Source organism: Paraburkholderia hayleyella (assembly GCF_009455685.1).
In the GTDB taxonomy this organism is placed as follows: Bacteria; Pseudomonadota; Gammaproteobacteria; order Burkholderiales; family Burkholderiaceae; genus Paraburkholderia; species Paraburkholderia hayleyella.
The window spans coordinates 575,511-596,107 of record NZ_QPES01000001.1 but is presented as its reverse complement, the minus strand read 5'-3'; the positions used below and the strand labels follow the sequence as shown (position 1 = coordinate 596,107).

The 20,597-nt window shown below is 59.4% G+C and carries 19 protein-coding genes and 1 riboswitch; of the genes, 1 reads left to right on the top strand and 18 read right to left on the bottom strand.

Annotated features, from left to right (window positions below; all coding sequences use genetic code 11):
* Positions 1–10: 10 nt before the first annotated feature.
* From GH657_RS02765 to GH657_RS02710, 12 genes are all read right to left on the bottom strand, one after another.
* Positions 11–766, bottom strand: a complete 756-nt coding sequence (locus tag GH657_RS02765; RefSeq protein ID WP_153099268.1) for an ABC transporter permease — start codon at positions 764–766, stop codon at positions 11–13.
* A complete protein-coding gene (locus GH657_RS02760; RefSeq protein ID WP_153099267.1) occupies positions 763–1,689 on the bottom strand; it encodes an ABC transporter ATP-binding protein in 927 nt (308 codons plus the stop codon). The genes GH657_RS02765 and GH657_RS02760 overlap by 4 nt, the downstream gene beginning before the upstream one ends.
* Before the next feature lie 262 nt (positions 1,690–1,951).
* On the bottom strand, positions 1,952–2,224 hold the full coding sequence (locus GH657_RS02755; protein WP_153099266.1) for an STAS domain-containing protein: 273 nt from the start codon (positions 2,222–2,224) through the stop codon (positions 1,952–1,954).
* Positions 2,221–2,850, bottom strand: a complete 630-nt coding sequence (locus tag GH657_RS02750) for an MlaC/ttg2D family ABC transporter substrate-binding protein (protein WP_153099265.1) — start codon at positions 2,848–2,850, stop codon at positions 2,221–2,223. The genes GH657_RS02755 and GH657_RS02750 overlap by 4 nt, the downstream gene beginning before the upstream one ends.
* 54 nt (positions 2,851–2,904) lie before the next feature.
* Positions 2,905–3,807 (bottom strand): MlaA family lipoprotein, encoded by a 903-nt coding sequence (locus GH657_RS02745; protein ID WP_153099264.1) that lies wholly within the window; start codon positions 3,805–3,807, stop codon positions 2,905–2,907.
* 23 nt (positions 3,808–3,830) lie between these two features.
* Positions 3,831–4,370, bottom strand: a complete 540-nt coding sequence (mlaD, locus tag GH657_RS02740; protein ID WP_153099263.1) for an outer membrane lipid asymmetry maintenance protein MlaD — start codon at positions 4,368–4,370, stop codon at positions 3,831–3,833.
* 61 nt (positions 4,371–4,431) lie between these two features.
* Positions 4,432–5,199 carry a lipid asymmetry maintenance ABC transporter permease subunit MlaE gene (gene mlaE / locus GH657_RS02735; RefSeq protein WP_153099262.1) on the bottom strand — a complete coding sequence of 256 codons (768 nt, stop codon included), beginning with the start codon at positions 5,197–5,199 and terminating at the stop codon, positions 4,432–4,434.
* On the bottom strand, positions 5,196–6,026 hold the full coding sequence (locus tag GH657_RS02730; protein WP_153099261.1) for an ABC transporter ATP-binding protein: 831 nt from the start codon (positions 6,024–6,026) through the stop codon (positions 5,196–5,198). Before GH657_RS02730 ends, mlaE begins: the two co-directional genes overlap by 4 nt.
* A 96-nt stretch (positions 6,027–6,122) precedes the next feature.
* Positions 6,123–7,259 (bottom strand): thiamine phosphate synthase, encoded by a 1,137-nt coding sequence (gene thiE / locus GH657_RS02725; protein WP_153099260.1) that lies wholly within the window; start codon positions 7,257–7,259, stop codon positions 6,123–6,125.
* Positions 7,256–8,071: a thiazole synthase gene (locus GH657_RS02720; RefSeq protein ID WP_153099259.1), complete on the bottom strand. Its 816-nt coding sequence runs from the start codon at positions 8,069–8,071 to the stop codon at positions 7,256–7,258. Before GH657_RS02720 ends, thiE begins: the two co-directional genes overlap by 4 nt.
* A 94-nt stretch (positions 8,072–8,165) precedes the next feature.
* A complete protein-coding gene (gene thiS, locus GH657_RS02715) occupies positions 8,166–8,363 on the bottom strand; it encodes a sulfur carrier protein ThiS (RefSeq protein WP_153099258.1) in 198 nt (65 codons plus the stop codon).
* A 62-nt stretch (positions 8,364–8,425) separates the two neighbouring features.
* On the bottom strand, positions 8,426–9,583 hold the full coding sequence (locus tag GH657_RS02710) for an FAD-dependent oxidoreductase (RefSeq protein ID WP_153101604.1): 1,158 nt from the start codon (positions 9,581–9,583) through the stop codon (positions 8,426–8,428).
* 240 nt (positions 9,584–9,823) lie between these two features.
* Positions 9,824–9,934: riboswitch (TPP riboswitch) on the bottom strand.
* Between the two features lie 381 nt (positions 9,935–10,315).
* On the opposite strand from GH657_RS02710, the gene GH657_RS02705 reads away from it, so the two are divergent.
* Positions 10,316–12,070: an ABC transporter ATP-binding protein/permease gene (locus tag GH657_RS02705; protein ID WP_153099257.1), complete on the top strand. Its 1,755-nt coding sequence runs from the start codon at positions 10,316–10,318 to the stop codon at positions 12,068–12,070.
* Positions 12,071–12,147: 77 nt separating this feature from the next.
* Here the strand turns inward: GH657_RS02705 and GH657_RS02700 are convergent, their stop codons facing one another.
* The 6 genes from GH657_RS02700 to GH657_RS02675 form a co-directional block, all read right to left on the bottom strand.
* A complete protein-coding gene (locus tag GH657_RS02700) occupies positions 12,148–12,762 on the bottom strand; it encodes a hypothetical protein (protein WP_153099256.1) in 615 nt (204 codons plus the stop codon).
* Positions 12,763–12,770: 8 nt separating this feature from the next.
* Positions 12,771–13,061: a hypothetical protein gene (locus tag GH657_RS02695; RefSeq protein WP_153099255.1), complete on the bottom strand. Its 291-nt coding sequence runs from the start codon at positions 13,059–13,061 to the stop codon at positions 12,771–12,773.
* Positions 13,058–13,621 carry a hypothetical protein gene (locus GH657_RS02690; RefSeq protein ID WP_153099254.1) on the bottom strand — a complete coding sequence of 188 codons (564 nt, stop codon included), beginning with the start codon at positions 13,619–13,621 and terminating at the stop codon, positions 13,058–13,060. Before GH657_RS02690 ends, GH657_RS02695 begins: the two co-directional genes overlap by 4 nt.
* Positions 13,622–13,914: 293 nt before the next feature.
* Positions 13,915–14,139 carry a hypothetical protein gene (locus GH657_RS02685; RefSeq protein WP_153099253.1) on the bottom strand — a complete coding sequence of 75 codons (225 nt, stop codon included), beginning with the start codon at positions 14,137–14,139 and terminating at the stop codon, positions 13,915–13,917.
* A gap of 122 nt (positions 14,140–14,261) precedes the next feature.
* Positions 14,262–15,728 (bottom strand): glutamate synthase subunit beta, encoded by a 1,467-nt coding sequence (locus tag GH657_RS02680; RefSeq protein WP_153099252.1) that lies wholly within the window; start codon positions 15,726–15,728, stop codon positions 14,262–14,264.
* Positions 15,729–15,842: 114 nt separating this feature from the next.
* A complete protein-coding gene (locus GH657_RS02675) occupies positions 15,843–20,549 on the bottom strand; it encodes a glutamate synthase-related protein (protein ID WP_153099251.1) in 4,707 nt (1,568 codons plus the stop codon).
* Positions 20,550–20,597 lie beyond the last annotated feature (48 nt).

Genomic DNA, 20,597 nt, shown 5'->3' with positions numbered 1-20,597 from the left:
GATTCGTGAATTACTGGCGCAGCTTGTAGCCGGATGCGAGCATCCGCATCGCCAGCGCCGCCAGCACCACAAAAAAACCGCCGACAATCGCCAGGCTCACGAGCGGATTGATATCCGACATCCCGAAAAAGCCGTAACGAAAACCGTCGATCATGTAGAAAAAAGGATTGAGTTGCGATACTTCACGCCAGCCAGGCGGCAGCGTGTGCGTCGAATAAAACACCCCGGAAAGAAACGTCAGCGGCATGATCAGAAAATTCTGAAATGCGGCAAGCTGGTCGAATTTTTCCGCCCAGATACCCGCGATCAGCCCCAGCGTGCCCAGAATAGCCGAGCCCAGTACGGCGAACGCGACGATATACAGCGGCGCGTTATAACTGAGCGGAATAAACCAGACCGTAGCGATAAACACGCCAAACCCGACCGCGAGACCACGCACGACCGATGCCAGCACATACGCGCTGAACATCTCCCAGTGCGAGAGCGGCGGCAGCAAGACAAACACGAGATTGCCGGTGATTTTGGACTGGATCAGCGACGACGAGCTGTTGGCAAACGCGTTTTGCAGCATGCTCATCATCACGAGGCCCGGCACGAGGAAGCTGGTGTACAGCACCCCTGGATACACCTGAACGTGATCGCGCAACGCATGGCCAAAGATCATCAGATACAGCAGCGCGGTGATGACCGGCGCCAGCACGGTCTGAAACGCCACCTTCCAGAAGCGCAGGATTTCTTTATAAAACAACGTGCGAAAACCGCTCATGCGAGCCCCCCGGTCACTTCCGGACCCTTCATGACCTGAAGAAACACGTCTTCAAGATCGGCCTTGCGGACTTCGATTTCATCGAATGTGCAACCCGCTGCACGACATTGCGCAAGGATCCGCTCGACTTCGTCGTAATTGTTCAGACGCAACAGATGCTGGTTGGCCGGCAAGGCGCCCGGATCGATTGCAAGCGAGCGCAGCTCAACCGGCAAGGCACCTTGTGCCAGGCGGATAAACAGCTGGGTTCCGGCAAAACGTTGCAGCAACGCATGAGTCCGCTCAAGCGCGACGACTTCGCCGCGCCGCAGCATGGCGATACGGTCGCATAACGCCTGGGCTTCTTCCAGATAGTGCGTGGTCAGCACGATCGTATGGCCTTCGCGGTTCAGGCGGGAAATGAACTTCCAGAGTGTCTGGCGTAACTCGACATCGACGCCCGCCGTAGGCTCGTCCAGCACAATCACTGGGGGCCGGTGCACCAGCGCCTGGGCGACCAGCACGCGGCGTTTCATACCACCGGACAGCGCTCGCATATTGACGTCGGCTTTTTCGGTGAGATCGAGATTGGCCATGATTTCGTCGATCCACGCGTCATTGCGGTGCAAGCCGTAATAGCCCGACTGAATGCGCAAGGTTTCCCGCACTGAAAAAAACGGATCGAAAACCAGTTCCTGTGGCACCACCCCAAGCGCACGCCGCGCCGCACGAAAATCGCTCACGACGTCATGACCGCGTATCGTAATGTGGCCTTCCGTCGCACGGGCCAAGCCCGCCAGAATGCTGATGAGCGTCGTTTTGCCCGCGCCATTGGGGCCCAGCAACCCAAAAAACTCGCCTTCTTCCACGGCAAAGCTGACGCCCTTAAGCGCCTGCAAATTCCGGTAGCGCTTTTTGACGTTACGAATTTCGATAGCTGACATGGGCTGCGCGCCGCCTTGAGCAACGCCACCTTGAGAGGAATAAAAAAGAATGGGGGGCCGCTTTGGAACCGCTCGTTCTGGGACGGCTCATGGGGACGGCCGAGACTACTTTGGGCTGCTCGACTAACTGGAGACCGCTTGACTGGCCCGTTCCCACAGTCAAAATCCCCGCCAAAAACGCTCGATTATAGGGCAAAAGGCTCAAATCCCTGAGCCCGGTAGGCATCGAAACAGCCCGGGCGAAATCAGTGAAGCGCTGAAACTACGATGACGTCATCGGCAATAGCTCGGCGATACCGTAGGCTTGCGCGAGGTTCGCCAGCCCAGCGGGCAAATTGACGATATCGAGTGAAGCATGGCGCGCCTGTGCCGCGCGCTGCCATGCCAGCAACACGGCCAGCGCGGACGAATCGAATTGCGTCAGCGCGGCGCAATCCACCTCTTGCGCGCCCGCCTCGATCTGCTGCAGCCCCATGGCTAGCACCGCTGTGGCGCTAGCGTGCGTGAGTGTCGCGCCGCTGGCGAAGCGCTTCATGAATGCTTGCCTGCCGCCAGTTGCTGATTGCGCTGCGTGAGGAACTGGATCAGCCCATTGACGCCATGTTGTTGAATCTCTTCATTGAACTGCTGCTGATACGCCTGAATCAGCCATGCGCCCAACACGTTGATGTCATACACGCGCCAGCCCTGGGGGGTCTTGTACAGGCGGTAATCCAGCTGAATCGGCGTGCCGTTGTTCATCACCATGGAGCGCACGACCACATCGGTCGCGGCGGGATCGGCATGAAATGGCCGGTACTGGATCTGCTGGTCGCGGACCTGGGCCAGCGCGCCAGAGTAGGTGCGAATGAGCAGTATCTTGAACTGCTCGACCACCTGCTGCTGCTGCTGCGGAGTCGCCACGCGCCAGTTACGGCCCATCGCCAGCCGCGTGGTACGGAGGAAATCGGTGTAGGGAAGGATTTTTTCGTTGACGAGCTTCGTGATCTCGTTGATATCGCCTTGCTGCACCGATTTGTCAGTGCGAACAGCATCAATCACCTGCTTCGTGGCTGTCTTAATCAGCATATCCGGTGCACTCGTATCCACACCTTGTGCGGAAGCACTATCCGTCAATGCCAGAAAAGCTGCAAAAAATGACACAAGGAATAATTTTTTCATATCAAATCCTGCCCAAAATGAATGCTTCCGCACGAATGCGGAAGCTACCACGCGTTAGCGCAACTTGAATGAAGGATGGCCAAAAAGTGTGGGAGGAATCATCTGGCTGGCGGGCACAGTCGTCGGTTGCGGCGCGCTCCCCGCGCTGGTCGGCGCTGAAGCCTTCCTCCCGGCCGAAGCCGCCGCCGCTGCACCCGATGCAGCAGCATCAGTCTCGTCCACGTCTTCGTATTTCGGCGGCGGCGTATCGTCGCCATAATCGGGCAACGCCGCGCTCTTGCCATCCGACAGCAAATACTTGCGGCGCTGCAAGTATGCATTGCGGACAAACGAATATTTGTCGAGCGCCGCGCCTTCAAGCACGTCACCCGCGCTCAGCAGGTTGGCCCGCATATCGATCACGTTCAATCCGTACAGCCCCCAGCTTGCCGCATCCGGCTTGACGTAGGAAAGCGGATTGACAAAGTAGTCGCCTACCATCGAAACCGTATCGCGCACCGTGCTTGGGCCCATCAGCGGCAACACCAGATAGGGGCCAGCCGGCACGCCGTAGTGTCCCAGCGTCAGGCCAAGATCGTTGTCGTGTTTAGGCAGCTTCGCCAGCGTGGCGACATCGAACAGGCCGCCCACGCCAAATATCGTGTTGATCACGACACGCATGATGTCACCCACACCATCGGCAATCTTGAGCTGCAGCAGATTGTTCGCCGCGATATACACATCGCCAGCATTCGAAAAGAAATTGGTCACGCTATCGCGCACCGGCTCCGGTGTCAGCCACACATAGCCTTCGGCGACCGGCTTGAGCGCGTACTGGTCGATCTTGTCATTGACCGTGAACATCGTGCGGTTAAAGCCTTCGATCGGATCAGCCTTGATCGGCGTCTGCACGGTCGAGCAACCCGCCAGTGACATCGCCAGCACCAGTACGCCAGTGCGGATACCCTTGTTCTGCATGAGTTTTACTCCTTCCTTGTTTGTTACTGGGGCGCCGTGCCCGAAGCAGGCGCCACCGGTTCCAGCGCAGCGGGTACCGGGACATCTGCCTTCGCGGCGCCCGAATCCGCTGCCTTGCTATAGAGAAACTGCCCAATCAGGTTTTCGAGCACGATCGCCGATTGCGTCATCGTGATCGTGTCGCCTGCCTTCAACATTTGGGTATCGCCACCAGGCTCCAGCCCGATGTATTGCTCGCCGAGCAGGCCCGACGTGAGAATCTTCGCCGAACTGTCTTTCGGAAACGGATATTGACTGTCCAGATCCAGCGTGACGCGCGCCTGATAGGTATTGCTGTCAAAGCCGATGGACGCGACCCGGCCCACCACCACACCCGCGCTTTTCACGGCGGCACGGGGCTTCAGGCCACCAATGTTGTCGAATGTCAACGACACCGGATACGTCTGCTGAAACGACAGCGAACTCATATTGCCAGCCTTCAGCGCCAGAAACAGCAGCGCCACGAACCCCAGCACAACAAACAGGCCGACCCAGAAGTCGAGAGCAGTCTTTTTCATCTTCATTCCAAAGAGAACCGGCTAGCGCGGCAGGGACTTTCCGCGCGGAAACCGTATCCGTGTGGTTCTAGCTGAACATCAGCGCCGTCAGCAAAAAATCGAGACCGAGTACCGTCAGCGAGCCGTACACCACAGTCAGGGTGGTCGCGCGCGACACACCTTCCGGCGTCGGCTTGGCCTCATAACCCTGGTAAAGCGCGATAAAAGTCACGGCAAAGCCAAACACCAGGCTCTTGATCACGCCATTGCCCACATCGCGCCAGACATCCACGCCACCTTGCATCTGCGACCAGAACGCGCCGGAATCCACGCCAATCAGCAACACGCCCACGATGTAGCCGCCGATCACGCCCACCGCGCTGAAAATCGCCGCCAGCACCGGCATCGAAATAATGCCAGCCCACATCCGCGGCGCTATCACCACCTTGAGCGGATCGACCGCCATCATTTCCATCGCGGTGAGCTGTTCACCCGCTTTCATCAGGCCGATTTCAGCCGTGAGCGAGGTACCCGCACGGCCAGCGAAAAGCAGCGCGGTCACCACCGGCCCCAGTTCGCGCACCAGCGACAGCGCCACCAGCATCCCGAGCGCCTGTTCGGAGCCGTAGCGGTTCAGCGTGTAATAGCCCTGCAAGCCCAGCACGAAGCCGACGAACAGCCCCGACACCGCGATAATCAGCAGCGAATAAATGCCGACAAAGTGAATTTGCCGCGTGACAAGCCGTGGCCGCCGCAGCAGTGGAAAAAATTCGAGCATCAGCCGCAGGAAAAAACGCGTCGCATAGCCCGCGCGCTCAAGCCCGCCGATCACCGAACGTCCAATTGCGCTAATCATGCTGCCCCTCCGCCAACGCCAAAATCAGTCGCCAGCGAAGTGCTGCCCGGATAGTCGAATTTAAATGGGCCGTCCGGCGCGCCGTCGAGGAACTGGCGCACGGTGGCATCCGTCGAGGCCCACAGCTGAGACGGCGTGCCTTCGGCATACACACCGCCGTTGGCCAGAAAGTAGACATAATCGGCAATCGCAAACGATTCGGGCACTTCGTGCGTCACCATAATCGAGGTCGCGCCGAGCGCCTGGTTCAGCGTGTGGATCAGTTTGGCGGTAATGCCCAGGGAAATGGGATCGAGGCCAGAAAACGGCTCGTCATACATCATGAGTTCGGGATCGAGCGCGATGGCCCGCGCCAGCGCCACACGCCGCGCCATGCCGCCGGAGATCTCGGAAGGCATGAGATCGCGTGCGGCACGCAAACCCACCGCGTTGAGCTTCATCAGCACGAGGTCATGGATTAGCGCTTCAGACAGATCGGTATGCTCGCGCAGGGCGAAAGCCACGTTGTCGAATACCGAGGCATCCGTAAACAGCGCACCGAACTGGAACAGCATGCCCATTTTTCGCCGCAGCGCGTAAAGACCATCGCGCGTTTGCGCGCCCACGTCCTGCCCCTGAAACAGCACCTGACCGCGCCGCGCCCGCATCAGGCCGCCGATCAGCCGCAACAGGGTGGTCTTGCCGCAGCCCGAGCCGCCCATCACCGCGATCACCTGCCCACGGCGAAAACGCATGTTCAGGGACGACAGAATGAGACGATCGCCGTAACCGAAGTCGACGTCGCGTAATTCAAGCAGGTGATCGGGATTATCGGGATTAAATGGCACGAAACGAGGGGTCTTTTGTCAGCAGCCGGCAATTATAGGGCCATCGTATGAACCGTGCCGTCACACGCCCCGATTAGCCTCCACGCAGTACTGCACTCATGCGTCGCACATAGACTGCAACGCGGCCACAGCCGCCGCGGAATCTGTCGCACCGGTCACCGCGCTCACGACCGCGGCACTGCCGACCCCCGTCGCCAGCACGGCAGACAGCCGCCCGGCATCAATGCCGCCGATCGCCACCAGTGGCATCACGCCATCGAGCAAACGCACATAGCGCGCCAGCCGCGCCAAACCTTGCGCCCCGGTTGACACATGCTTGGTCGCGGTGGGAAACACGGCGCCTAGCGCGATGTAACTAGGGCGATAGTGCAGCGCCCGGAGAATCTCGTAGTAGCCGTGCGTCGATAAACCAAGCCGCATGCCGGCTGCCGCCAGCGCGGATAGATCGGCGCCGGGCAAGTCTTCCTGGCCGAGATGCACGCCGTAAGCGCCCGCGTCCAGCGCCGCTTGCCAGTGATCGTTGATGAAGACCCGGGCATCATGCCGCCGTCCCGCCGCCACACTTTGCCGAATCTCGCACGCGAGTTCCGCAGGCTCTGCCGTTTTACGACGCAACTGCACCGTTTTCACGCCGAAAGCCAGCACACGCTCGACCCATTGCGCCGTCGGCAGCACAGGATAAAGACCCAGTCGCACGGGACACGGCGCAAACGCAACGGCAGGCGCGGCGGGCAAACCCATCACGCGCGGAAAGCGCGCCAGATCGACCGGCCATGGATCAGCCAGGCTCAGTTCGTCGCCAGCGCGCCATGCCAACGCCAGCACTAACGCATCGTGCGGGGCAAAACCGCAATCGAGGAAAGCTGCCAGCGCGGCGATCCAGTCGTCGGACAGCACGCCCTCCAGGGCATAGCGTTCGCCATCAAGGTGGAGCGTCAGCGCGGTGGGCCCGACTACTTCGATCACGCCCGCGCCCTGACGCTGCCAACGCGCGATTGGGCTGCCAGCAAGCGAAGATCTCGCGTCTGGAGAGCGTGCCGAGGAAGGCGCGTGCATCACGACAATCAGATCTCCGCGCCGGGCCTCATCCGGCGCGCTCAAGCAGAGACACCAAGGCTGGCTGGGAGGCGCCCAATCGCCGAGACGCGCGCGAATACGCCCGGCAACGGCAGCCTGTTCATCGGCAGGCGGCCAGAACGGGCCGCGCGCCGAACCTGCCCACGCATCACTCACGCGGCCCCTCCGTCCTGATGCCAAAACGGCAAACCCACCACGGGCGTGCTGGCATGAGCCGTTTCGCGCTCGGCCATCGGCCCCGCCAGCCACGCCTGGCGTCCCGCCTCGACACCCAGCGCAAAGGCCTGTGCCATCGCGGCCGGATGCGTCGCCTGCGACACAGCGGTGTTCAGGAGCACGCCATCGAAACCCCACTCCATCACCTGCGCGGCATGCGACGGCACGCCAAGCCCGGCATCGACAATCAGCGGTACATCGGGCAAACGCTCGCGCAATACGCGCAGCCCATAAGGATTCACCACGCCCTTGCCGGTGCCGATCGGCGCGCCCCATGGCATCAACGCTTCACAGCCCGCATCGAGCAAACGGCGGCCAATCACCAGGTCTTCCGTGCAATACGGCAAAACCTTGAACCCGGCCTTGACCAGCGTGGCCGCCGCCTCAATCAGACCCACGGGGTCAGGCTGCAGCGTGTAATCGTCACCGATCAGTTCGAGCTTGATCCAGTCGGTCTCGAAGACTTCGCGGGCCATATACGCTGTATTGAGCGCTTCGCTCACGCTCTGGCAGCCGGCCGTATTGGGCAGCAGGGGCACGCCATGCCGCTTGAGCAAATCGAAGAAACCCGTTTGCGCGCCATCTGTCTGCATCTGGCGGCGCAGCGCGACGGTCACCATGCCGGGCCGGGCCGCATCAATCGAATCCGAAAGCGATTGCAACGAGGGATAGCGCGAAGTGCCGAGCAGCACCCGGCTGGCGAACGTCTCGCCATACAGCCGGAGTGGATCGGAAAGAACAGGAAAAATCATCGGAACATCCTTGCTGGTGGAGCAATGGAGCAATAGAGCAATGGCAGAGGGCGGGAAAAATCGGGCCAGGGTGCCAGACAAAAGCGCTGAAGGTTCAGCCGCCCGCGACCGGCTGCACGACATCGAGCCGATCGCCCGCGCGAAGGGCGTGCGACGCATGCTGCGACCGGGCCACGAAAGCGCCATTAAGCCCCACGGCAAACGGCGGACGCGCGCCGTAAGCAACGAGCGCATCGGCAATCGTCGCGCCTTCGGGCAGCGACAACGGCTTCTGGTTGAGATGAATATCCATGATGTAAGGAAGTGGTTCGTTCGGTTCGTTCGGTTCGTTCAATCAGTACGAGGGGCGGATGTTCAATCAGCCTGATGAAATAGTGCCGGCCATCGTGTCTCGCGGCGCCAGGCGGCAAACGCATCCGCATCGTGAACCCGGCCATCGAGCAGCCAGTGGGCCAGACTGACAGCCGCCTCAGCGACTTCGGGCGCGATCATGTAGCCATGCCGGTACAGCCCATTGACCCGCAACGTCGCGGCGCCGTCCCACACCAGCGCGGGGCGATGATCAGGCAAGGTCGGCCGGCACTGCGCATTGAGTTCGAGAATCCGCGCCTCGGCAAAACCCGGATGCACCGAAAACGCCGCGCTCAGCAACTCAAGCGCCGAGCGCACGCTGACTGGCGAGGCGTCCTCGCCTTCGATTTCGGTCGCACCGATGACATACACGCTGTCCTGCTTGGGCGCGAGATACAACGGATAGCGCGGATGCAGCAGACGCACCGGCCGCGAAAGCTCAATCCCGGGTGCATGAACCCGCGCGACTTCGCCCCGGATACCACGCAGCCCCGGCCAAACCGGCTTGGACCCTAACCCGCGGCAGTCAATCGTGAGGCCTGCGGCGGGCAACGCAGGCTCGTCGACCGCGGTATTCCAGTGCAGTGCCACACCCCGCTCGGCCAGGCCTAGCGCCAGCGCGTGCAGCACTTGACGGTTATCGAGCTGGCCCTCGCGCGGTAACAGCCAGCCTTGAGGGAAGCGCCCTGCCAGCGCGGGCTCGAGCGCATCGAGTTGCGCGCCCGAGAAGCGCACCAGGCCGTCATCGAGCCATTCCGCCGGCGCATTCGCCCGCAAACGGCGCTCGAACAACGGTGCTTCCGTGCGATCGGCGTGATGCCAGAGCACCAGCGTGCCATTGCGCTGGAAAAAAACCGGTTCGGGCAAGGCTGCGAGCACCTTCGGCCAGGTTTCAAGCGATGCCGCACCTAACTGGGTGATCAGCAGCTCGGCGCTAGCGGCTTCGGCCAGCGGCGCGAGCATCGCCGCGGCCACCCAGGCCGCCGAATGCGATCCGGCCGCGTCTCCGCGCTCATAAAGCGCCACGCGATAGCCCGCGCCCGCAAGCTGCCATGCGACCAGACGGCCGCATAACCCGCCGCCCAGCACCGCGACATCGGGCCTGGCAGAAAAGGACGAAACAGGCGAAGAAGACGGTGACAGAGACGGAGACGGGGTCATCGTGGGCATGATTCGCTTCGCGGATAAGGTCGACCATGTCCGATGCCGTCCATGCCATCAAACGGAGAGCGAATGGAAAAAGGCGCAGGAGCGCAATAGAAATAGAAAACGGAAAAATGAGCGGTCATCGGATCCTGTCTGCACGGCAAAAAGCGCGCACCCAAGACGAAACCGGCGGGCGAAACCGGCCAGACTGTGCATGCCACATGTGGCTGCCGTCTGGCAAGGCGATGGAAGAGGAAGAAGCTTCCGGAAACTTCCCGCGCCGGTATTACCCGGATCGGGTGCGAAGGGTTTTTCTCAGCCGCGCTGCCACGTGTGAACCGCAGCCCAGCACCCCTGTTTCGTCGTGGGGCATTAGAACACAACGGCGCTTCACCAGCAAACCGGCACCCATGCAGCGTAAGCCATCTGGCAAGTCCGGCCAGTCTGGCGCAGCGCACGGCGGCGCTGCGATGCAGCATGCTCTGGCACAATGTCTGATCCGCAAAACAGGCTCGTTCGCCGCAACAGCGTCACCGGGCACGGCGAGACGTCAGCCCAGGGCGCGCGGCACGTTCTATCCCGTTAATGTCCGTTTAAGACATTCCGCTCACACTCGCGCAACTGGACAGCCTGCGGGCGGCCCGCAAGCGGCCTGCCGCGCAACGACATTTCAGACCCGCGCCCACACGTCCACATTTACTTCCACCTAGCGTCGTAGCGCGAGACTTCGGCACTCAAAGGATGGCCATGACACCCGACACACCGAACACCGATTTCCGCCGCATGCCCACCGACGATCAACCCGTCTCCGCGTGGAGCCTGATCAAGCCGTACTGGGTCTCCGAAGAACGCAAGATCGCCTGGAGCCTGCTTGCGGCGATCATCGTGATGAACTTGCTGGTGATCGCAATCAATGTCTGGCTGAACCGCTGGAATGCGAATTTCTACAACGCCCTGCAAGCCAAAAACGTCCGCGATTTCCCCCATCTGTTGCTGGTGTTCAGCGGGCTGGCCTTCGCCTTCATTATTCTTGCGGTTTATGGGCGATATCTGCGGCAGATGCTCGGCTTTCGCTGGCGCCAATGGCTCACGACACGCTATCTGCAAGACTGGCTCCGTGGCGGCACGTTTTATCGTATCGAGCGCGACCGGCTCACGGATAACCCCGATCAGCGAATTAGCGATGACCTCCAGTCATTTGCCAACACCACGTTGTCGCTGACGCTGGATTTGCTCTCGACCGTCATCACCCTGATAACGTTTATTACGATTCTATGGTCGCTCGCCGGGGCACTGAGTTTCACCCTGGGCGGCACGCCCATCCATATTCCTGGCTATATGGTGTGGGCGGCAGCGCTCTATGCCGTAGGCGGCTCGCTGGTGATCCAGAAGTTTGGCCATCCGCTGGTATCGATCAATTACCAGATGCAACGCGTCGAAGCGGATTTCCGTTTCGGCCTGATCCGCGTCCGCGAGAACGCCGAGCAAATCGCGTTCTACGACGGCATGAACACCGAAGAAAACAACGCCAAAAACCTCTTCGTCCGTATCCGCGACAACTGGTGGCAGGTGATGAAATACACCCGCCGTCTCACCTTCGTGCTGAGCTTTTATGGCCAGATTGCAATTATTTTTCCGCTGGTTGTCGCCGCGCCGCGTTACTTCGCGGGCGCGTTCACGTTCGGCGTGCTGATGCAGATTTCGCAGGCCTTCGGCACGGTCAGCAACTCGTTTTCGTGGTTTATCAACAGCTACGGCACGCTCGTCGAATGGCGCGCCACCGTGAACCGGTTGCGTGAATTTAGCCGCACCATGCACGCGCCGCATCTGAAGGAATCCGTTTCGCCCGCTACCGAGCATGGCGGCATCAATCTGCATTACGTCAATGCCGATGCACTCTCCACCCATCAGTTACGCCTCGCGCTGCCCAATGGCGATGCGCTCTCGCGCATTCGTGACATCTCGATCAAGCCAGGCTCGCGCTGGCTTGTTCGCGGGCCATCCGGTGCGGGCAAAAGCACGTTGATGCGAGCGCTCGCCGGTTTATGGCCCTTCGGCGACGGCGCGATTGATGTGCCCGTGAACGCCCGGATGATGTTCATCCCGCAGCAGAGCTATCTGCCCATCGGCACGCTAAAAGCCGCACTCGCCTATCCGTCAGTTGCTGATGCCTATAGCGACGAAGCCTGTCAGGAAGCGCTCCGTGCATGTCATTTGGCAGGCTATACGGAGCGTCTGGAAGAATCCGGGCACTGGAGCCGCATGCTCTCGCCAGGCGAACAGCAACGGTTGGCGGCAGCCCGGGTGCTGCTACACAAACCGGATTATCTGTTTCTCGACGAGGCAACCAGCGCGCTCGATGCAGAAAACGAAGCGCGGCTCTATCGACTGTTTGTCGAGCGGCTAGCGAATGCCGCCATTGTCAGCGTTGCGCATCGGGAAGCGCTCGCGGAGTTTCATGGCGACACGCTCGAGATGGAGCGGCAGACGAAGGAAGCGTGAGAAGTTACATCCGGGAAGAGCACTTCGTGGTTTGTTTGCCTATGTTTTTATCTATGCTGTGGCGCTGGCAGAAACCACTACATCGTGATCGCCTCTTTGGTACAGACATCCGCACGCAACGAGACAAACGGCAAAGTCGTCGGCAACCAGCTCAACGTGATGCCCCCAGCGGCCAGCGCCTCCTTGTCCGGCGAGTTGAAGTAATCCAGCAGGCTGAACTTGCTGGTGTCGGGCGGGCCCTCGCTGACACTGCAAAGTCCTTCCTTGTAGAGCCCGGCTGGGCCAATCCACGTCAAGCTCCGGTCGAAAGCGCCGCTGTTCTGGAGGGCCAGCCAGCCACTCATCCCTTCTGGAAGATAGGGGTCCAGCCCCGCCTGATCGATGCTCCGCCCCTCTGCATCGACGAACACATACGATTTCGCCGCGTCGTAAGGTGCTTTCAGGTAGAACGTCCGTGCCGTGTTGACCCAGGACAGCGGCCAGATGCCATCTGCCACCTGGCTGTTACACGAGGCCTCCATGCCCGGCTGCAGGGCCGCCATCTTCCATGACACCGCCCGGTAGCGGGCGAGGATCGCGCCTGCCTTGTTCGGATGGCCGAGCCGGTCCAGGCCGGTTTGCGTCATCTTTTTGATCGAGGCGCAGGAACGGGATTCCGGATCGACGTAGACGCCCACGAAGCTGTGGCCCATCGGCTGGGTTACCTTGAACCCCAGCTCAGCCCAGGATCTTCTGCCAGTTTTTGTTTTAATACACGGACCAGATCTTTTAAGAAGCCTTCTGTGGGGTTGTCGGACAGACTATATTCTACGGGAGAGCCACCATACGACGATCCAACCATGCTTTTTAATGCATTCATCCCCGCCGTTCTATTAGACAAGCTATTCATAATTCCATTAGCATATGAAATAACAAGCTTCTTTTCACAGCCACTTTCATTATTTGCATAAGCACGCCCCCACAACACAATCAAAATAAATGCAAGTATCACCCCCTCAAAAAACGCATGATGACTCCTTTCTCTCCATATGCAACCATTCTCTCGGGAGAATTGAGCATTCTTGCTTCAATTTCTTTAATTAAATGAAGTCTTTCTTTAATACTAATATCTGACAATTTTTCCGAGATACAACCCAGCGCATCCAGCTCCGATACTGCAGCCCTCGTCGCCCCATCCTCCGTTCCGCCCAGCGCAATACTCGCCTCAAACGCCGCAGCAAATTGCAACATGGCTTTCCGGGTGGGAATATCCGAATATTCTTTCTCAATGTAACTCGCCACATCAGGACGGGGTTTGAAATACTGGCCATCGACCAGCAAGCCACGATGATCAGCGATGGGTGGAAATGGCACATCGTCCTGAGTAATAAAATGCTCCGGGTCTGTATTCGCTGCCGATGCGGCGACAGGAATAGCCAGGCTTCCTGCCGGCTTTATTTCAGCCCTTGATATTTGAGAAATATCCTCATTATTTTTGATAAATTTCCACACAACAAATACCGAAATCACGGCAACAACAGCAAACGCCGTCCCCCACTTCATATATTTCATACGCCACCCATAGAATTATGTGGCAAGCCAAATGCCGCATTTACAGAAGGCTTTAATTTCTATTTTTCAGGCAAGCACAGTCAATCAGGGATTTTACTTAAATCAGGGCGCAAAATTATAGAGATAATAAAAAGGCATAAATCACCCAGGCAACGTTTCTGCGATAACTTATTACAAACCCATAAAATCCCATGCCATAATCCAGCACACCTCATGTACGACGCGCATCTATTACCGCCCATCAAATTACCACGCATCATCTTGCGTTTTAATCCACCCAGTTATTTTCAACCTCAAATATTTATATCAAACCGGCAGCCTTCTATTTTTAAATTATCCATCCTATTAATTTTAATTTGCAATTTCCGGCATAATCCCGGGGGTTTTAACATATAACAAACCAGCAAATCCCAGCTAAGCCCCGCATCATTCCTGATTCCCACCTTGATCGCGGCCTGGGCCATGACAAAAAGCGAGGCCGGAATAATTGCCACCAGCGCGCTGATTTCATCAGCCATAGGAGGCTGGGACGGCGAATGGTCGGTGGGCTGGGCTGTGGCAGCACTTCTTGGGCGGGGAACCCGGCGCTGGGCCACGAAAGCCTAACGCCAGAAACCCGACCCACAAACCAAACCTGTCGTTACCGGGGCAACTCCGAATGCCCCATCAAAAAGGCATCGACCGAACGTGCGCACTGACGTCCTTCGCGGATCGCCCAAACCACCAGCGACTGTCCGCGGCGCATATCGCCCGCAGCAAAAACTTTATCGACCGAGGTGTAATAAGCGTGATCGCCTTCCGTTGCCGCGCGCACATTGCCGCGCGCGTCCCGTTCAACGCCGAAGGCCTCCAGCACAGGTGCAACCGGTTGCGTGAACCCCATCGCCAGCAATACCAGATCAGCCTTCATTTCGAATTCCGAACCGGGCACTTCCTGCATCTTTCCATCCTTCCATTCGACGCGCACGGCAACCAGTTTTTCAACCTTGCCGTTTTTGCCTTCGAAACGTTTGGTCGCCACCGCCCAGTCGCGCTCGCATCCTTCCTCATGCGATGACGAGGTGCGCAGCTTCACTGGCCAGTACGGCCAGACCAGCGGCTTGTTTTCGGTTTCAGGCGGCTGCGGCAGCAACTCAAATTGCGTCACGCTTTTCGCGCCATGCCGGTTCGACGTGCCGACGCAATCCGAGCCGGTATCGCCCCCACCAATCACCACGACATGCCGGCCCTTCGCCAGCAACGGGTTGAGCACCTTATCGCCGGCGTTCGCCTTGTTTTGTTGCGGTAAAAACTCCATGGCGTAATGAATGCCCGCGAGCTCACGGCCCGGCACCGGCAGATCGCGCGGCGTCTCGGAACCCCCTGCAATCACAATCGCATCGAACTGGGCTTTGAGATCGTCGGGCGAGAGCGTCTCTTTTGCGGTATTGCCCACGAAGGCGGGCAAAGGCTCCTTACCGATGAAAACATTGGCACGAAAGCTCACGCCTTCGGCTTCCATCTGCCGCATGCGACGATCGATCAGCCATTTCTCCAGCTTGAAATCAGGAATGCCATAGCGCAGCAAGCCGCCAATCCGGTCGTTTTTCTCGAATACCGTGACCTCGTGTCCGGCACGCGCGAGCTGCTGCGCTGCCGCCAAACCCGCAGGCCCGGACCCCACCACCGCGACTTTTTTGCCGCTTTTGTGCCTGGGTGGCAACGGTGCGACCCACCCCTCGGCCCAGGCTTTGTCGATAATCGCGTGCTCAATCGATTTGATCCCGACCGGATCATTGTTGATGCCCAGCGTGCAGGCGGCTTCACACGGCGCCGGGCAAATCCGGCCGGTGAATTCAGGAAAGTTGTTGGTTGAATGCAGTACCTCAAGCGCGGTCTTCCAATCCCCATGAAATACGAGATCGTTGAAGTCCGGAATGATGTTATTCACCGGGCAGCCGCTATTGCAAAATGGAATACCGCAATCCATACAGCGTGCGCCCTGGATTTTTGCTTCGTCATCAGCCAGCGCTGCAACGAACTCCTTGTAATGCTTGATGCGTGTGAGTGGCGCTTCATATGCCTCGTGGCGGCGCTCATACTCCAGAAAACCGGTTGCCTTGCCCATGGGATGCTCTTCTTTATCTATCAGCAGTATTGATCAGGGATCGGGCGCTGGCTGCATTCACGCGCAGCCAGCGTCGATAATTTGGGGTGCTCGCCGGGTAGCGGGCCACGATGCTCAGGCGGCGAGCGCTTCCTTGCCCGTTTTCTTCGCGCCAATCTCACCGAGCGCACGCTTGTATTCCGTGGGAAAAACTTTCACGAACTGACGGCGCGAGGCATCCCAGTTTTCCAGCAGCACCTTGGCGCGCAGCGAACCGGTGAACTGGAAGTGCCGCTCCACCAGCCCTTTAAGCAAGGCTTCATCGGTGGCCCCGGTGTGCCACAACGCGGGGTTGATCGTGCGTTCCTGCTCGGCTTGCTGCAACACCGGATCGAGCGCGACCATCGACCTGTTGCACTTGCCCGCGAAGCTTCCTTCAGGATCGAACACATAGGCCACGCCGCCCGACATGCCCGCGGCAAAGTTCCGCCCGGTTTCGCCGAGCACCACGACGGTGCCACCGGTCATGTATTCGCAACCGTGGTCACCCGTGCCTTCCACGACGGCTGTGGCGCCGGAGTTACGCACGCAAAAACGCTCACCCGCAACGCCCCGAAAAAACGCCTCACCTTCGAGCGCGCCGTACATCACGGTGTTGCCACAAATGATGTTTTCTTCCGATTTACCGCGGAAATCGTTGGTGGGACGAATGATGATGCGCCCGCCCGAGAGCCCCTTGCCCACGTAATCATTGCCGTCGCCGACCAGATCGAGCGTGACGCCGCGCGCTAAAAACGCGCCGAAGCTCTGGCCAGCCGTACCTTTCAGCTGAATATGGATGGCGTCATCGGGCAAACCTTCGTGACCATGCTTTCTGGCGATCATGCCGGAGAGCATCGCACCCACCGTGCGGTTCACGTTGCGTACCGGCTGGATGAACGACACATGCTCGCCGTGTTCGATCGCGGCCCGGGCCTTTTCAATCAGCGTGTGGTCCAGCGCGCGCACGAGGCCATGGTCCTGCACATCGTTGTGTTTGCGCGCAATCTCCGCGGCGACCGGCGGCTGATAAAACACGCGCGAGAAATCCAGCCCTTTCGCTTTCCAGTGCTCGACGCCTTTTTTCATGTCGAGCAGTTCGGCATGCCCAACGAGGTCATCGAACTTGCGTATGCCGAGTTGCGCCATGATTTCGCGCACTTCTTCGGCGACAAAGAAGAAGAAGTTCACCACATGTTCAGGTTGCCCGGTGAACTTGGCGCGCAAGACGGGATCTTGCGTGGCCACGCCGACGGGGCAGGTATTCAGATGGCATTTGCGCATCATGATGCAGCCTTCGACGACGAGCGGCGCGGTCGCAAAACCAAACTCATCGGCGCCGAGGAGCGCCCCAATCACTACGTCGCGGCCGGTTTTCATCTGGCCATCGGCCTGCACGCGAATACGCCCGCGCAACTGGTTGAGCACCAGGGTTTGCTGGGTTTCCGCCAGACCAAGCTCCCACGGTGTACCCGCATGCTTGACCGACGACAGCGGCGAGGCGCCCGTGCCGCCATCGTGACCGGCAATCACCACATGGTCGGCCTTGGCTTTCGCCACCCCTGCGGCCACCGTGCCCACACCCGATTCAGACACGAGCTTGACCGAAATGCTGGCCGCCGGATTCACGTTCTTCAGGTCGTGAATCAGTTGCGCGAGGTCTTCGATGGAATAAATATCGTGATGCGGCGGCGGCGAGATCAAGCCAACGCCTGGCACTGAATAACGCAAGCGGCCGATGTAGTCGGTCACTTTATGGCCGGGCAACTGGCCGCCTTCACCCGGCTTGGCGCCTTGCGCCATCTTGATTTGAATCTGGTCCGCGGAAGACAGGTACTCCGCCGTGACACCGAAACGGCCCGATGCCACCTGCTTGATCTTCGAGCGTAACGAGTCACCGTCTTGCAACGCGATATCGGCCACCACTTCGCTGCCAATCACGGATGCCAGCGTGTCGCCTTTTTTGATCGGAATGCCGCGCAGCTCATTGCGATACCGGTTTTCGTCCTCGCCGCCTTCGCCCGTGTTCGACTTGCCGCCGATGCGGTTCATCGCCACGGCGAGTGTCGCGTGCGCTTCGGTTGAAATCGAACCCAGCGACATCGCGCCCGTCGCAAAGCGTTTGACGATCTCCCGGGCCGGTTCGACCTCATCGAGCGCAATCGCTTTAGCCGGATCGACGCGGAACTCGAACAAACCCCGGAATGTCATGTGGCGCTTCGTCTGATCGTTGATCAGGTGCGCGTACTCCTTGTAGGTCTGATACGAATTGCTGCGCGTGGAATGCTGCAGGCGAGCAATCGCATCGGGCGTCCACATATGTTCTTCGCCGCGCACGCGATAGGCGTATTCACCGCCTGCGTCGAGCATCGTCGCCAGCAACGGATTGTCGCCAAAGGCGTCGTGGTGCCAACGGATGGCTTCTTCCGCGACTTCAAAAAGACCAATGCCGCCCACCTTCGATGACGTGCCTTTGAAATACTTCGTCACCAGATCTTCAGCCAGGCCTACCGCCTCGAAAATCTGCGCGCCGGTATAGGACATGTAGGTCGAAATGCCCATCTTCGACATGACCTTCAGCAGCCCCTTGCCCACCGCCTTCGTGAAGTTGTAGATGGCTTTGTCCGCGGACAGCTCGCCCTTGAGACCTGCGGCCATGTGCGCAAGCGTTTCCATGGCCAGATAGGGATGCACCGCTTCGGCGCCATAGCCCGCGAGTAGCGCGAAGTGGTGGGTTTCGCGTGCCGAACCGGTTTCGACGACGAGGCCCGTGCTCGTGCGCAGCCCTTGCTGCACCAGATGCGTGTGGATGGCCGCCGTGGCCAGCAACGCGGGAATCGCCACGTGATCCCGGTTGGCCTTGCGATCCGAAACGATCAGCATGTTGTAGCCGGACTTCACGGCATCGACCGCCTCCGCGCACAGCGAGGCCAGACGCGCTTCGATGCCCTCCTTGCCCCACACCACCGGATAACAGATGTTCAGCTCATACGAACTGAATTTGCCACCGGTGTATTGATCAATCGCGCGAATCTTGGCGATGTCGCGGAAATCGAGCACCGGCTGCGAGACTTCGAGCCGCATCGGCGGGTTGATGTTGTTGGTATCGAGCAGATTGGGTTTGGGGCCGACAAACGACACCAGCGACATCACCATGTTTTCACGGATCGGATCGATTGGCGGGTTCGTCACCTGGGCGAACAGTTGCTTGAAGTAGTGATACAGCGTCTTGTTCTTGTTCGACATCACCGCCAGCGGTGAATCGTTACCCATCGAGCCCACGGCCTCCTCGCCCGACTGCGCCATCGGCGCCATCAGGAACTTGAGGTCTTCCTGGGTGTAACCAAATGCCTGTTGCCGGTCGAGCAGCGCCGCTGCCTCGTGGTACCCGCTGACATGGCCCTCGACGGGCGCGTCGATTTCATCGAGCTTGATCCGCACAGCGTCAATCCAGCTCTTGTAGGGCTTGGCGTTGGCGAGGTTGTCCTTGAGCTCCTTGTCGTCAATGATGCGGCCATGCTCCATGTCGATCAGGAACATCTTGCCCGGCTGCAGACGCCATTTCTTGACGATCTTCGATTCGGGAATAGGCAGCACGCCGGATTCGGACGCCATGATGACGAGATCGTCATCGGTAATGATGTAGCGCGCCGGACGCAGCCCGTTGCGGTCGAGCGTCGCGCCAATCTGGCGGCCATCGGTAAAGGCGATGGCCGCGGGGCCATCCCATGGCTCCATCATCGCGGCGTGATATTCGTAGAAGGCGCGGCGGTTGTCATCCATCAACGTGTGCTGCTCCCACGCCTCGGGGATCATCATCATGACTGCGTGAACCAGCGGATAGCCCGCCATCACCAGCAACTCAAGACAGTTATCGAATGAAGCGGTATCCGACTGGCCAGGATAGATCAGCGGCCAGAGCTTGGGCAGGTCATCGCCCAGCACATGGCTGGCGATTGCGCCCGTGCGCGCGTTGAGCCAGTTGACGTTGCCCTTGACGGTGTTGATCTCGCCGTTATGGGCAATCATCCGGTACGGATGCGCCAGCTCCCAGGCTGGGAAGGTGTTGGTCGAGAAACGCTGGTGCACCAACGCCAGCGCGGACACGACCCGCTCGTCCTGCAAATCGCGGTAATACACGCCAACCTGACCGGCAAGCAGCAGCCCTTTATAAACAACCGTACGCGCCGACATGGACGGCACGAAATATTCCTTGCCGTGCTTGAGCTGGAGCGCCTGAATACGATGACTGGCGGTCTTGCGGATGACGTACAGCTTGCGCTCGAGGGCATCGGTCACCATGATGTCGCGGCCACGGCCAATGAAAATTTGCCGGATGAGCGGCTCGGTCGCCTTGACGGTTGGAGAGATCGGCATCGTGTGATCCACCGGGACATCACGCCAGCCCAGCACCACCTGCCCTTCTGCCTTGACCGTGCGCTCCAGTTCCTGCTCGCAGGCCAGGCGCGAAGCGTGTTCTTTCGGCAGAAAAACCATGCCGACCCCATATTCGCCGGCCGGAGGCAGCATCACGCCCTGCCTTGCCATTTCCTCGCGGTAAAAACCATCAGGGATCTGAATCAGAATACCCGCGCCATCACCCATTAAGGGGTCGGCACCGACCGCGCCCCGGTGATCGAGGTTTTCGAGAATTTTCAAACCCTGCTGAATGATCTCGTGACTTTTCTTGCCCTTGATATGGGCGACAAAACCTACGCCGCAGGCGTCGTGTTCGTTGTGCGGGTCATAGAGACCTTGCGCGGCGGGAGATGCCTGGCGGGCTAGTGGTTGAGGGTCGTTCATGAGAAACACCGTCTGTGAGGAGGCCGGACTGGCCGTTGAACCATTTTT